At 42.5% G+C, this 12,823-nt stretch carries 15 protein-coding genes and 1 riboswitch; of the genes, 11 read left to right on the top strand and 4 right to left on the bottom strand.

Annotated elements, in window-relative coordinates:
* The first annotated feature begins 40 nt into the window (after positions 1-40).
* From galE to BTO28_RS13970, 3 genes are all read left to right on the top strand, one after another.
* Positions 41-1,021: a UDP-glucose 4-epimerase GalE gene (gene galE, locus BTO28_RS13980; protein ID WP_076767415.1), complete on the top strand. Its 981-nt coding sequence runs from the start codon at positions 41-43 to the stop codon at positions 1,019-1,021.
* A 100-nt stretch (positions 1,022-1,121) separates the two neighbouring features.
* The gene (locus tag BTO28_RS13975; protein ID WP_076767323.1) at positions 1,122-1,538 is read left to right on the top strand and encodes a VanZ family protein; all 417 of its coding nucleotides are present in this window, start codon (positions 1,122-1,124) and stop codon (positions 1,536-1,538) included.
* A gap of 43 nt (positions 1,539-1,581) precedes the next feature.
* Complete coding sequence (locus tag BTO28_RS13970; protein ID WP_076767321.1) at positions 1,582-1,761, top strand: YjzC family protein; 180 nt, start codon at positions 1,582-1,584, stop codon at positions 1,759-1,761.
* Between the two features lie 75 nt (positions 1,762-1,836).
* On the opposite strand, the gene speD is transcribed toward BTO28_RS13970, so the two are convergent.
* The gene (speD, locus tag BTO28_RS13965) at positions 1,837-2,664 is read right to left on the bottom strand and encodes an adenosylmethionine decarboxylase (RefSeq protein ID WP_076767319.1); all 828 of its coding nucleotides are present in this window, start codon (positions 2,662-2,664) and stop codon (positions 1,837-1,839) included.
* 186 nt (positions 2,665-2,850) lie between these two features.
* Here speD and BTO28_RS13960 point away from each other — a divergent pair, with 186 nt between their 5' ends.
* From BTO28_RS13960 to BTO28_RS17320, 4 genes are all read left to right on the top strand, one after another.
* Positions 2,851-3,657: an ABC transporter permease gene (locus BTO28_RS13960; protein ID WP_076767317.1), complete on the top strand. Its 807-nt coding sequence runs from the start codon at positions 2,851-2,853 to the stop codon at positions 3,655-3,657.
* A gap of 4 nt (positions 3,658-3,661) precedes the next feature.
* Positions 3,662-4,441: an ABC transporter ATP-binding protein gene (locus BTO28_RS13955; protein ID WP_076767315.1), complete on the top strand. Its 780-nt coding sequence runs from the start codon at positions 3,662-3,664 to the stop codon at positions 4,439-4,441.
* A gap of 13 nt (positions 4,442-4,454) precedes the next feature.
* Positions 4,455-5,522 carry an ABC transporter substrate-binding protein gene (locus BTO28_RS13950; RefSeq protein ID WP_076767314.1) on the top strand — a complete coding sequence of 356 codons (1,068 nt, stop codon included), beginning with the start codon at positions 4,455-4,457 and terminating at the stop codon, positions 5,520-5,522.
* Positions 5,523-5,712: 190 nt separating this feature from the next.
* Entirely contained in the window at positions 5,713-5,877 is a 165-nt protein-coding gene (locus tag BTO28_RS17320; protein ID WP_198936778.1) for a hypothetical protein, read from the top strand.
* A 468-nt stretch (positions 5,878-6,345) separates the two neighbouring features.
* On the opposite strand, the gene BTO28_RS13945 is transcribed toward BTO28_RS17320, so the two are convergent.
* A complete protein-coding gene (locus BTO28_RS13945; protein ID WP_076767312.1) occupies positions 6,346-7,146 on the bottom strand; it encodes an NAD kinase in 801 nt (266 codons plus the stop codon).
* Positions 7,147-7,437: 291 nt separating this feature from the next.
* On the opposite strand from BTO28_RS13945, the gene BTO28_RS13940 reads away from it, so the two are divergent.
* Positions 7,438-7,734 carry an IDEAL domain-containing protein gene (locus tag BTO28_RS13940; protein ID WP_076767310.1) on the top strand — a complete coding sequence of 99 codons (297 nt, stop codon included), beginning with the start codon at positions 7,438-7,440 and terminating at the stop codon, positions 7,732-7,734.
* A 147-nt stretch (positions 7,735-7,881) separates the two neighbouring features.
* Here BTO28_RS13940 and BTO28_RS17200 read toward each other — a convergent pair whose 3' ends face one another.
* Together BTO28_RS17200 and BTO28_RS13935 are read right to left on the bottom strand one after the other, a co-directional pair.
* Positions 7,882-8,052, bottom strand: a complete 171-nt coding sequence (locus BTO28_RS17200; protein WP_158068831.1) for a hypothetical protein — start codon at positions 8,050-8,052, stop codon at positions 7,882-7,884.
* Between the two features lie 242 nt (positions 8,053-8,294).
* Positions 8,295-8,846 carry a GNAT family N-acetyltransferase gene (locus tag BTO28_RS13935; RefSeq protein WP_076767308.1) on the bottom strand — a complete coding sequence of 184 codons (552 nt, stop codon included), beginning with the start codon at positions 8,844-8,846 and terminating at the stop codon, positions 8,295-8,297.
* A 751-nt stretch (positions 8,847-9,597) separates the two neighbouring features.
* A riboswitch (FMN riboswitch) is annotated at positions 9,598-9,734 on the top strand.
* Between the two features lie 141 nt (positions 9,735-9,875).
* Between BTO28_RS13935 and ribD the strand changes: the two genes are divergently transcribed.
* The 3 genes from ribD to BTO28_RS13920 are packed head-to-tail and all read left to right on the top strand — an operon-like array spanning position 9,876 to position 12,823.
* A complete protein-coding gene (gene ribD / locus BTO28_RS13930) occupies positions 9,876-10,958 on the top strand; it encodes a bifunctional diaminohydroxyphosphoribosylaminopyrimidine deaminase/5-amino-6-(5-phosphoribosylamino)uracil reductase RibD (RefSeq protein ID WP_076767306.1) in 1,083 nt (360 codons plus the stop codon).
* On the top strand, positions 10,958-11,602 hold the full coding sequence (gene ribE / locus BTO28_RS13925; protein WP_076767304.1) for a riboflavin synthase: 645 nt from the start codon (positions 10,958-10,960) through the stop codon (positions 11,600-11,602). Before ribD ends, ribE begins: the two co-directional genes overlap by 1 nt.
* 12 nt (positions 11,603-11,614) lie before the next feature.
* Complete coding sequence (locus BTO28_RS13920; RefSeq protein ID WP_076767302.1) at positions 11,615-12,823, top strand: bifunctional 3,4-dihydroxy-2-butanone-4-phosphate synthase/GTP cyclohydrolase II; 1,209 nt, start codon at positions 11,615-11,617, stop codon at positions 12,821-12,823.

Here is a 12,823-nt window from a genome sequence, read left to right as displayed (position 1 = left end):
GGAATGTTCGTTTTATCTTAATTTTCAGGGGGGGGACATTATGATTCTGGTAGTAGGCGGGGCCGGTTATATCGGCAGCCATTTAGTGAAAGAACTGGTGAAAACAAAAGAGGTTGTCGTATTGGATAATTTGTCGACAGGCCACCGGTGGGCGGTGGATAATCGGGCGGCATTTGTACAGGGAGACCTCTGTTCGGAAGCAGATCTGGCAGAGGTTTTTGAAAAATACCCAATTGAGGCGGTTATGCATTTTGCGGCGTTCAGTCTTGTTGGGGAGTCAGTGGAGAAGCCGCAGAAATACTATGACAATAACGTGGCAGCAACGCTGACGCTTCTTCGTTTAATGAGAAAGTACAATGTAAATCATTTTATTTTTTCTTCGACAGCAGCAACATATGGCATTCCGGCTGTGGATATGATTACGGAAAACACCGCAACGAATCCAATCAATCCATACGGCCGTTCTAAACTGATGATTGAACATATTTTAGCAGATTTTGCAGCGAGTTACGGTTTGAAATACGTGGCACTTCGCTATTTTAATGCAGCCGGTGCTTATGAGACAGCAGAGATTGGTGAAGACCATCATCCCGAAACACATTTAATCCCAATTGTGCTGGAGCATTTGCTCGGACAGCGGGAGAGCATTTCGGTGTTTGGAACGGATTATGAGACAACGGACGGTACGTGTATCCGCGATTATATTCATGTCACGGATTTAGCGAAAGCGCATATTGCCGCATTACAAGGATTGCTTAATGGTCATTTAAATACGGCTGTATACAATTTGGGCAACGGCAAAGGATATTCGGTTAAAGAAGTAATTGAAACATGTGAACAGATTACAGGACGCCCGGCAAATGTGGTGTACACTGGCCGCCGTGCGGGGGACCCGGCACAGCTTGTCGCTTCCTCTGAAAAGATATTTAACGAGATTGGCTGGAAAGCCGAAATGGGGCTTCAAGACATAATATCAAGTGCGTGGAAGTGGCATAGTAGAACAGACATCCAGAATATATAAGGAGATAGAGGATTCAGTTTTTTTTCCAAACACTGCAGAGCGGCTCAGTTGTAAACAGTTTATTCTCACCCGAGCAGAAAAAGGATAAGGTAAGAACAAAATGACAGGAACAAGTGGAAAAAAACTAGCTTTGTTATTATCAATCGTACCTATCCTTTATTTTACTATCTTCCCCCATGCAACCTTAGGGATAGGCGTTCGTGAAGGGGGAGTAAAAGTACATGCTTTTACATCAATACAATTTGAACTGTCCAAGGGATTTTTCATTAATACAGTGGGTAACGTCGTTTTATTTGTGCCATTTGGATTTTTTCTTTCTATCTTAAATAGAGATTTTTTAAAAACAGCTGCTATAGGCGCATTATTTTCAATAATGATTGAAATCATTCAACTATGGCTGCCAAACAGGTGGACTGACATTGACGATGTTATTTTGAATACGCTTGGAACGATAATTGGTTATCTATTCGCTTCATTTTATCTGCTAAATTTAAAATCATTCATAAACCGAATTTAAATCGGAAAAGCTAATCATGCATCAATAAAAAGGAGTGAGCATTGTGGGACAAAATCATCAATTTAAGCCCGGACAAAAGGCGCCGAACAATGGAGTTTATGTTGAAATTGGCGAAACAGGAAGCAATGTAAACGATCCGCAGAAAATTAAGCTGGAAGCAGGGGAGAAATTCCCGGATACAAAAAATCATAATCGCGTTTGGACGTATCAGCCGAAACCATAATCACGGAGTTTTAAAAGAATAAAGGAAACGGGAATAAGCACACTCATCGGTGTGCTTATTCCCATTTAAAAACGTTTATGACTCTTCCTCAGAACCTGGAGTGATATTTTTTCCATAAAATATTTCATCCATTTCATGATGAAGTTTTTTTGTGATCTCTTTGATTTCATCAGAATGCAGATCTTCTTTTGTATGTCCGAATAAGTAATTGTCCAAGTCAAATTCCCGCAGCTTGCACTTCGTGTGAAAAATATTTTCCTGGTAAATATTTACGTCAATCATGTCATACAGGCTTTTGATATCGTCTGGTATGTAGTTCTGGATGGAACTAATATCGTGGTCAATAAATAATTTGTTTCCATTAATGTCCCTTGTAAAGCCGCGAACGCGATAATCAATCGTCATAATATCCGTATCAAACGAATGAATAAGATAATTTAGTGCTTTAAGGGGCGAAATTTCACCGCAAGTAGATACATCAATATCTGCCCTAAAGGTACTGATCCCTTCATTCGGATGGTATTCCGGATACGTATGAACGGTTATATGACTCTTATCCAATGCACAAACAACCGATTCAGGAAGAGGACCAGGGGATTCCTCGAAAGATTCTGTGGGTACCTCGACAATGGGGCCTTCGGAGATTAAAACGGTCACACTGGCTCCTTGAGGTACGTAGTCCTGCTTTGCAATATTCAACACGTGTGCGCCTATAATATCCGTTACGTTTTTTAAAATATTCGTTAATCTGTCGGCATTGTATTGTTCATCTATGTACTCAATATAGGCTTCCCGTTCTTCTTTTGTCTTGGTCCAGCATATATCATACATATTAAAACTAAGCGTTTTTGTCAAGTTGTTAAAGTCATGTAATTGAATACGTTTGTTCGGCTTCTGTTCCATCATTTGCCCTCCGTGATCAAAATTGTCCAGCCTTCAATCGGTATTGATATCAACCCGAAAGCGATGGTCTTAAATATTTTTATGTTACCCTTCCGTTATGTAAAAAAAACACCCTTTCATTTCTAATGCGGTTCTTGCACACATTTTCGGACGCCTACATATTATTTTGATGAAGGGGTGGTGAAAATGAAAGATATAAAAAAATCAATCGAAACGGAAAAACAAGAATGGCGTAAACAACAAACCCAACAGAGATTAAAAACGTCGTTAACGATCGTTTCTCCAATTTGTCTTTTGCTTATTTGGCAATGTTTATCTCAAAGCGGCCTGATTGATGCCCGCTTTTTCCCGCCACCGACGGCCATTATTACGACATTTATTGAAATGCTTAAAAGCGGTGAATTGTATTATCACATAACTATTTCCTTATCTCGAATCATCGGCGGTTTCTTGCTTGGCGTCATCCCTGGAATCATCCTCGGTTTGTGTATGGGCTTGTATGCACCAATTCGACATTTTATTTCTCCTATTATTATGGCGTTAATGCCAATTCCCACGCTTGCTTTATTGCCGATTATTTTAATTATTTTTGGTATTGGTGAAGGATCGAAAGTCGTCACCATTGCGGGAAGTGTTTTTTTTCCTGTCGTGATCAATACAGTTGCTGGTGTCATCTCAATTGACTCCATTTACCTGGATGTTGCAAAAAACTATGGAGCCAGCAGAAAAGAGTTCTTTTTGAAAATCGCTTTGCCTGGCTCGCTCCCCGTCATGCTGGAAGGAATTCAGATGGGGCAGGCTATCGCGCTGCTTACGATCGTCGCCGCTGAAATGATGGGCGCGCGGTCAGGAATCGGGTATTTGATTTGGACGTCTTACAGTGCATTTTTATTAAAAGAAATGTTTGTTGGATTGATTCTTATTTCGTTTTTTGGCTATATATTTTCATTATTTTTAAGATGGATGCAGCGAAAACTAATCCCGTGGAGGTGAGGACGTGGGCGCGAACCCAAAAATATCGATTCGTGAATTGACGAAAGTGTTTTATAAAAAACAAAACAGTGTCACGGCGCTTGAGAACATTTCACTCGATATCGAAGAGGGAGAATTTGTTTGCCTCGTTGGACCGAGCGGCTGCGGAAAGACAACACTGCTTCGCATACTAGCGGGCCTTGAAAACCAGAGTTCGGGTGACTTCAAAATTGAAAGAAGTACTATAGAACGTCCAAACCAGTCCATGGTGTTTCAAGAGCGGGGCATTCTGCCTTGGTTAACGGTTGAGGAAAATGTAGCGTTTGGGCTTAAAATGCGTCATTTGCCGAAATCGTATGTAAAAGAACGAACAACCTATTTTTTGAATAAAGTGGGCCTGGCAAAATTCGCAAATATGTACCCGAAAGAATTGTCCGGCGGGATGAAGCAGCGGGTCAGCATTGCGAGAGCATTTGCAAACGATCCGGAAATTTTGCTGATGGATGAACCGTTTGGAGCTCTGGATGAGCAGAATCGATATATTTTGCAGGAAGAACTATTATCCATTTGGTCGGAAACAAAGAAAACGGTGTTGTTTATCACTCATAGCATAGACGAAGCGTTGTACTTAAGTGACCGGGTGCTGCTCATGAGTGCGCAGCCCGGCAAGATTATGGAAGAAATAAAAGTCGATTTGCCGCGCCCAAGAAAACTGGAAGACATCCGATCCAATCCGGAAATGGCTTCAAAGTTTATAGATATTTGGGGTCATTTACAGGTGGAAGTGCAAGGGTCTAGATTGTAAAGGGGGAGTATCGATGAAAAAGTGGCTGGGGATGCTGGGTGTTTTCTTCTTGCTGGCGGGATGTACGGGAGGGGAAACAGTGAAAGTCAATGACGACGTAAGCAAAGACAATCCGTCAGGCGATTTAGCACCTTTAAGCAAGAAGACGAAAGTGGTCATTGCCGAGGATGGTTCTGCGTCAGGCGCGGGCTTTTATATCGCAAAAGAAAAAGGGTATTTTGATGACTACAACATTGAAGTGGAGTTTGCCACATTTTCGAATAGTGATGATATGCTGCCGGCTCTCGCATCCGGTGAGGTCGATATTGCAGGAGGCATTTCATCCGCCTCATTTTTCAACGCCATTGCCCAGGGGATAGATGTAAAAATTATTGCCGATAAAGGCCACAATGTAAAAGGAAAATCGTATTTTACATTTGTGCTAGATGTTGATAAGCAGGATGAAATAAAAGACTATAGCGATTTGAAAGGAGAAAAAATAGCCGTTTCCACGGAACACGCTGTCGATGATTACATTTTTCGTAAAATGCTCGAACACGCGGGTCTGAAGGAAGACGATGTTGAATTTGTTCTCATGCCGGACTTTGGCAACATGCTCGCGGCCATTGGAAATGACTCCATTGCCGCAGCGCTGCAAATTGAACCGCTCATTACACAAGGTGTATCAGAAGGCATTCATGTTCGGTTCGGTGATGCAACAGATTTCGCCCCCGAAGCACAAATTGCGATGGTCCTTGGATCGCCAAAATTCATGGAGGAAGAACAGGATGTGTCGCTTCGCTTCATGGCCGCGTATTTAAAAGGAGTCCGTGATTATAACGATGCTTTCAAAAAAGGTGAAGGAAAAGACGAAATAATTGACATTATGACACAGTACACCGCGCTAAAAGATACCGCGGTGTGGGAAGAAGTTTTCGTCACAGGACTTGATCCAAATGGCGAGATGTTCGTCGATGACATCCGCGATCAGTATGAAATGTACAAGAAAAACGGCGCTATAAAGGGAGAATTCAACTTTGACGAAGCGGTTGATACGGACATAACTGAAAAAGCCGTTAAGATTATTGGGGAATATGAATAGACGGAAAACGTTAGTCCAGGAATGGTGGCGGTAGTGCTGCTGTTCTTGGGCTTTTATCTTGAGTAAGCCAGTAAAGAGGGGATTTGTCTTTCGGGTTTAGCGTGAAATCATTTGCGCTCCCACTGGAATATGAACACAAGAATCGGGAAATCTAACGGTGCTTCATAACACTCGAAAGGGAGATGGTAAGATGGTTAAGCGGAAAGCTTCAAGAAATGCTGTTGAAAAGTACACTAAAACCCCGAAGAAAAATGTTGATGAAATGGATTATACCGCGGAATTTGCTGCTGGTGAAGATCCAATGAAAGGGGCAAACCGCAACTCTAATCTCGGCCGGAAAGGCAGAGGCAATTGACGAAAAGATATCGTAAATGGTTGATTATTGATGCATAGCCTCTTTTGACCCTATCCCTCTTGGATGTGTTAAATTAAACACTGAAAAGAGGGGATTATTAATAGATATAGTTGTTATTATGCTGATTATTTCTATCCCATAAAACCAATGACGGTTATTTTAAATAAAAAAGCAGCGGCTCGACAGAAAATGGTCGGACCGCTTTTTTTAATTAAATAAAGTAGTTTATTAATGGTAATAAAGGCCGGAATATTTCATTTTAGGCCGGATTCTGTAATGCGTGGGCCGAAATAATTTTTTTTCGGCCATCGGGCATATTTTTCCGGCCTATTTTTCAAAAATTCGGCCTTCAAGACTGCTTTTCCGTCCCACTTTGTAATTAACCGGCCTTGCATAGGATACTTTGCCAACGCTATGTTCCTGTTTTATTTTTTCTTCCTTTGTAGAAGGGGCTTTAAGCATCCCTTTTTATAGGAAGGTACGCTGTACTTTATGCCAGAAGGAATTGTCTTTTAGTTTAACGGTTTTAATGATTTTTCCGGACATTTCAACTTCGATATTTTTTATGTTTTGTATGCTTAGTGCTTCGTTATCAAGACCGATAATCGGATAATCATTGCCATCCTGTACGATTTGGAGTGTCAATTTTCGACTGTCGCCTAGAATAAACGATGAACCGAGTGTGCGGAATTGATTGTTATTGAGTGAGGCGATTTCACTTATTTGCATACACGAAATGCGCGGATCGACAACAGCGCCGTTCAATGATCGGTTATAGGCGGTGCTGCCAGTCGGTGTGGCGACCACAATCCCGTCGCCGCGGAACGTTTCGAAATGCAGCTCGTCAATAAACACATCGATCACGAACGTTTTAATAATAGACGACCGGACAGACAATTCATTTAAACAATGGAAATGAGTGTGTCCATCTAAGTGGACGTCAATGACCGGATAGCGGCGCACCGAAACTCCTGCTGTGTGAACGGCTTCGATCATTTCTTCCGTATTATGAAGATTGAAATCACAGTACAAGCTTGCTTCTTCTTCATCGGTTACGCCTACGTATAAACAGTCATCACGGAACCCAGACCTACGAACTGCCTGCAAAAATGCTCCGTCACCGCCTACTGCGACGATAATATTCGCTTCTTCCTGATTCGTGACAATTTCAAATCCCTGATCCTTTGCAATGGACATTAAGTTCTCGATATCCTTTTGTTTCGCAGGATCATTTTTATAAGAAAAAAACATGTTCCGTCTCGTTCCCATTGCATTAACTCCTTTTTGTCATGATACCGTTAATTGTAATGGATCACGGGGGAAGTTGCTAGCCGCAAGTAAACGCATCTTTTTATCGTCTCTTTTTAAAAAGAAGTGCTGGTTATAGAAATTCACTTTCTTGGAAATAAACGATTTATAGGCTTTTACATAGGGAATTGGAAAAGGAAGGAGTGGGACAAGGTCATTTGGAGAAATAACAAGCCATATGATGTAAAAGAAGATTTCACATTTTTTACAAGTCGAAAAGGTACTACTTGAAATGCAGGAGGCGGCTTCGCTATGTTTAATTACGGTGATTGGGTTTATGCGGTATCAAATAATACACTTGTAATTGGGTATATTGAGAACATTTCGTTTTCGAGGGATTTGATCTTTATAACAAAAGTGGCCAGCTATGTGAAGGGCCATCCAGTTTGGCAAAAACCTATTCGGGCGACGTGCTCAATGGACAGCGTATCGCACATGGATGTTACATTGGAGAAAGAGGATTGGGATAGTTTGATCGACCTGGCCATTTTCACTGGAGATAAAGAATGGTTTCATCAGCTTACGGAAAGGAAATTGCTTGACGCGTAGGAATAAAAAAAGCCGAGAAAGTCTCGGCAAAACGGGTTGGAAAGTGCTACTGAAATAGGGGGAATAATAGCAGTTTATCCTTTTTAGAAAAATATATACAAAAATAAGTGATTTTATGAAAAAATGGGAGAGAATTCGATTCATGTTTTATGACTTTGCTTTTTTATAGTTCATAAAAATGTATAGCAGAGACAACGAAAGAATGATGGGTTTTTCCCAGCCGCCCCCGTTATTTTTTTTACTTAATCCCTTGTTGCTCTGAAAGTTGCGATAATTCATTTCATTTTGCTGAGTTTGTTGTTTTCTTTGATCGTTCATGAATGTGCCTCCTTAAAAAAGTAAGTGATGATACTCTTATGATTCCTCAGCCCAAGCATTCAATACTTACTATCATGGGCTATTGTATAGGTTGTTATGTTTTGAAGGAATTGAAAAGGACCGGCTGCAAAATGCTAACCGGCCCTTTCGGGAAATTGTCGTCATTCGGAATGGAATCCATGGACGGAATAGTCGCTTCATATTTGAAGTTTAGGTACGCGCGAGGGATTCTGGAAAGGTTGTTACGCTTCCATAGCCTGTTCGTTTTCCTGCTGTTTGCGCATCAAATAAAGCGTGAAGAGGTCTTTCGGAACTTCGAATAAATCAAACACAATGTCATCTTTGTTTAACTTTGCATACACGTCTGGGCGCGTTTCATTCGCTGGGACTGCATACGGCAGTTTTTCCGCTGCTTTGCGTGAGCGGATATTTACCTTTCGAATCGCCATGTAAATAGATTCGATGCCTGACTCATAAAATAATTCTTTAAAAAACTCTTCTTTTGCCGGCTCATTGTATCCTTTTCCATGATAAGGCTTGCCCAGCCAAGTGCCAAGAAAGCCGGCATTCTCTTCGATGTCATAAAGGTTAATTGTGCCAATCGGGCTGCCCCATTCATCGAGAATGGTCCGGGAGATTAATTCCCCGCGCTCCTCCGATTCAATATATTGCTTCGTGACAAACACAAACTCTTCATAAGATTTTGCTTTATGGCGCACGAAGGGGAAGACCTCCGGGTGCGTCATCAAATCAAACAAAGCATGACTTTCATGAACATCGCGTTTCTTCAACATTGTAAATCCCTCCTTTTTTACATACTGAGGGCATAGCGGTTCATTAATGTCCGATTCGCCCTCGAAATTTTTTATAGAGTTCAACAAGACCGTCACAACTCAGCCTGTCCACAAAAAATTCCGGGATGGGAATCGAACCCATTAGAACCGATTGAAGAAACCGGTGGCGCACCATTTGCCTTCCCATATACAACTATCATTCACATGTCGCTGTAACCTCATAATATAAAATTTTTACCCATTTGAAAATAGGTTTTAAACGTGAAAATAAAATTTTTTCGACGACATTTTTTTTAGTGAATAATGCAAATTATCACTCATTTTCAAGGGGTGTTTTCTGTGAAAAAGTATCCATTATTACGTGGATCGCAGTAGCAGTTGGGAAAAAATGTTGAACTTTGGGCAATGAGGATATCCTGTCTGCAAAATGAGTGCGTGAAGAAAGGACGGTTTTTCGTACAGTACTTCCATTACTACCCTTGCTCTGATTACTATTGTATGCGTTTTGAATACCCTGTGTGCATCGTCTGAAACGGAAAACTTCAATTTATTTTTGCCGACAAAGGGACAAAGATTACCAGATAGTACATGTACCTCTGGTCCGGTTAGATAAATGCTGCAGTCATGAAAAACAATCATCCCGCCAGGTTGGGTCTGTACATATTTGGAGCCATCATCGGAATGAAAAGACAAGTTCACTTGCTTGACAGATAGAACAAAAAAAGTTCATAATAAATGCAACATTCGAATACTACCTTTCCGGGGCAGGGTGCAACTCCCGACCGGCGGTGATGGGCAGCAAGCCCTTAGTCCGTGACCCGCATATATGCGGTGGATCCGGTGTAATTCCGGAGCCGACAGTGAAAGTCTGGATGGGAGGAAAGGACGAGATGCGTTTTGTGATTTTTCTATCACGAACAAAACGCTTATTTTCTTGTTGCAAAAAATGCCCCTTATTGTTGACAATATGGGGCTTTCGTTTGTAATTCATGGTTTTTGGCGGAATTTTTAAATAGAAGGAGAGTACTCATGCAAGAAGAATACTATATGAATCTTGCCCTGTCGCTCGCAAAAGGAGCTGCCTATCAAACGTCGCCCAATCCACCGGTTGGCGCTGTCGTTGTAAAAGACGGACGGGTGATTGGAATGGGTGCCCATTTAAAAGCCGGGGAAGCCCATGCGGAAGTAAACGCACTCGCACAGGCCGGTGCTGAAGCAGAAGGTGCTGACATATACGTCACACTTGAACCGTGTGCGCATTTCGGTAAAACGCCTCCGTGTGCGAATCTCGTGATTGAGAAAGGCATTCGCCGCGTGTTTATTGCCGCAGTTGATCCTAATCCCCTTGTTGGAGGTAAAGGAATTGAGAAAATACGCGCTGCCGGTATTGAAGTGACAACGGGTATTTGTGAAAAGGAAGCAATTGCACTATTAACACCATTTTTTCATTTTATTCAAACGAAACGTCCATATGTAACGATTAAAACTGCTGTCACCGCCGACGGCAAAACGGCTGCCCATACAGGACATAGCCGCTGGATTACAAGTGATGAAGCACGAGAAGATGTACATCTTCTAAGATCCCAACACGATGCGATCTTAACGGGCATTGGAACCGTACTGCTCGATAACCCGCTCCTCACCTCCCGACTGCCTCACGGAGGAAAACATCCCATTCGGGTGCTGCTGGATACGCATTTGCGCGTACCGGTTGATTTCCACATTATTCAAAACAAAGAAGCGAAAACAATTATTTTTTGTGCGAGTGATGCACAGACAAAAAAACAGCGACAGCTTGAAGATGAAGGCGTTACGGTGATCCGTCTTTCTCACATGTCAATTGATAAGGTGCTTGATGAACTAGGTAAAATGGGCATCATGACATTGTTCGTGGAAGCGGGTGCTGAAATAAACGCTTCGTTTTTAGACGCTGGATCGTTTAACAAGCTCATTATGTATATGGCACCAAAACTCATTGGCGGCAAGTCCGCACCATCTTCATTTGGTGGTCTAGGTGGTTCGACGATGGACGAAGCACTTGCGATTGACTTTACATCGGTCGAGATGATCGGTCCCGATTTGAAAATTGTGGCCGAAAGAAGGGGTATGTAATGTTTACTGGTATTATTGAAGAAATCGGCAAAATTGAACGGATTGTCCGCGGAGGGAAATCACTCCAGTTAACCATTGCAGCGAAAAAAGTACTGACGGATGTGCAACTTGGAGACAGTATTTCTGTTAATGGCGTCTGCTTAACCGTGACAACTTTCACGAAAACGCATTTTTCAGCGGATGTCATGCCGGAAACATTTAAAACGACGGCATTGTCTGTGCTGACTCCGGGTTCTTCAGTCAATTTAGAACGGGCGATGGCGGCGAATGGCCGTTTTGGCGGTCATTTTGTTTCAGGCCATGTCGATGGAGTTGGGCATATTACTTCTAAAAGACAGGAAGAAAACGCGCTGTATATTACAATATCGTTTCCAGAACATCTTGAACGCTATTTTCTTTATAAAGGTTCAGTTGCACTTGATGGTACGTCACTCACTTTGTTCGGTGTCACTGAAACCGATTTGACTGTGTCTCTTATCCCGCATACCCGTGATGAAACGGTTCTCGCATCGAAAGGTGTTGGCGACACAGTCAATATTGAGTGTGATATGCTCGCCAAATATGTCGGCAATATGCTTGAGAAAAAGGAAGCACCATCGAAAGGCGTCACTATGGATTTATTAAAGGAAAACGGCTATTTATAAGGGGGAAACACCATGTTTTCAGACATTGAATCAGCCATTGAAGATTTAAAACATGGCAAAGTGATCATCGTTGTCGATGATGAAGACCGTGAAAACGAAGGTGATCTTGTCGGGATTGCTGAATTTGCGGACGGCGCCATGATTAATTATATGGCAAAAGAAGGGCGCGGCTTAATTTGTGTGCCTGTAGATGAACACATTGCCCATCGCCTTCAGCTTCATGCGATGGTGGAGCATAATACAGACAGCCACGGAACGGCTTTTACCGTTAGTGTTGACCATATATCTACGACGACGGGTATCAGCGCATTTGAACGAGCGGATACCGTTCGTGCATTAGTGGATGAACGTTCAGTGCCGTCCGATTTTAAACGTCCGGGCCACATTTTCCCGCTCGTTGCGAAAAACGGGGGAGTGCTGCGCCGAACAGGCCATACAGAAGCAGCGGTTGATTTGGCGAAACTTGCCGGGGCAAAACCAGCAGGCGTTATATGTGAAATTATGAATGAGGACGGTACGATGGCACGGCTGCCGGAACTAGAAATCATGGCAGAAAACCAAGGGCTGAAAATGATCACAATTGAACAGCTCGTTGAGTATCGACGTGGACACGAGTCACTTATTCGCCGTGAAGCGGACATTCAGCTTCCGACCGACTTTGGGAAATTTCGAGCGGTCGGTTATGAAGAGGAATTGACGGGACAGGATCATATCGCTCTCGTTAAAGGAGATATTTCGGGTGATGAACCGGTACTTGTCCGCGTCCACTCTGAGTGTTTAACGGGCGATATATTCGGTTCACACCGTTGTGACTGCGGTCCTCAGCTTCATGCGGCGCTTCGTCAAATTGAGGAAGAAGGACGCGGTGTCCTTTTGTACATGCGTCAAGAAGGCCGTGGTATCGGGCTTATTAATAAACTGAAAGCGTACGAGCTGCAAGAGCAGGGCTATGACACAGTTGAAGCAAATGTCAAGCTTGGCTTTAAAGATGATTTACGCGATTACGGCATAGGTGCGCAGATTTTGCAGGATCTCGGTATTTCAAAAATGAAGCTGCTTACGAACAATCCGCGCAAGATCACTGGACTAAAGGGGTATGGCATTGACGTCACCGAACGTGTTCCAATTGAAATGCCTCCAAATGATGATAACCGTAACTATTTGAAGACGAAAATTTCAAAGCTTGGTCATATTTTAAACTTAACTGAAGGAGAGAGATAA

The sequence above is a fragment of the Domibacillus epiphyticus genome, assembly GCF_001975785.1.
GTDB lineage: Bacteria > Bacillota > Bacilli > Bacillales > Domibacillaceae > Domibacillus > Domibacillus epiphyticus.
Note: the sequence above shows the minus strand (reverse complement) of the source record. Positions and strands in the feature narration are given on the sequence as shown.

What these genes read in the sequence shown, in the direction of transcription:
- speD (WP_076767319.1), bottom strand. Translation starts at nt 2,664, where the DNA reads ATGGAACAGAAGCCGAACAAACGTATTCAATTACATGACTTTAACAAC.
- BTO28_RS17320 (WP_198936778.1), top strand. Translation starts at nt 5,713, where the DNA reads ATGGTTAAGCGGAAAGCTTCAAGAAATGCTGTTGAAAAGTACACTAAA.
- ribE (WP_076767304.1), top strand. Translation starts at nt 10,958, where the DNA reads ATGTTTACTGGTATTATTGAAGAAATCGGCAAAATTGAACGGATTGTC.
- BTO28_RS17200 (WP_158068831.1), bottom strand. Translation starts at nt 8,052, where the DNA reads ATGAACGATCAAAGAAAACAACAAACTCAGCAAAATGAAATGAATTAT.
- ribD (WP_076767306.1), top strand. Translation starts at nt 9,876, where the DNA reads ATGCAAGAAGAATACTATATGAATCTTGCCCTGTCGCTCGCAAAAGGA.
- galE (WP_076767415.1), top strand. Translation starts at nt 41, where the DNA reads ATGATTCTGGTAGTAGGCGGGGCCGGTTATATCGGCAGCCATTTAGTG.
- BTO28_RS13960 (WP_076767317.1), top strand. Translation starts at nt 2,851, where the DNA reads ATGAAAGATATAAAAAAATCAATCGAAACGGAAAAACAAGAATGGCGT.
- BTO28_RS13975 (WP_076767323.1), top strand. Translation starts at nt 1,122, where the DNA reads ATGACAGGAACAAGTGGAAAAAAACTAGCTTTGTTATTATCAATCGTA.
- BTO28_RS13945 (WP_076767312.1), bottom strand. Translation starts at nt 7,146, where the DNA reads ATGGGAACGAGACGGAACATGTTTTTTTCTTATAAAAATGATCCTGCG.
- BTO28_RS13940 (WP_076767310.1), top strand. Translation starts at nt 7,438, where the DNA reads ATGTTTAATTACGGTGATTGGGTTTATGCGGTATCAAATAATACACTT.
- BTO28_RS13920 (WP_076767302.1), top strand. Translation starts at nt 11,615, where the DNA reads ATGTTTTCAGACATTGAATCAGCCATTGAAGATTTAAAACATGGCAAA.
- BTO28_RS13935 (WP_076767308.1), bottom strand. Translation starts at nt 8,846, where the DNA reads ATGTTGAAGAAACGCGATGTTCATGAAAGTCATGCTTTGTTTGATTTG.
- BTO28_RS13950 (WP_076767314.1), top strand. Translation starts at nt 4,455, where the DNA reads ATGAAAAAGTGGCTGGGGATGCTGGGTGTTTTCTTCTTGCTGGCGGGA.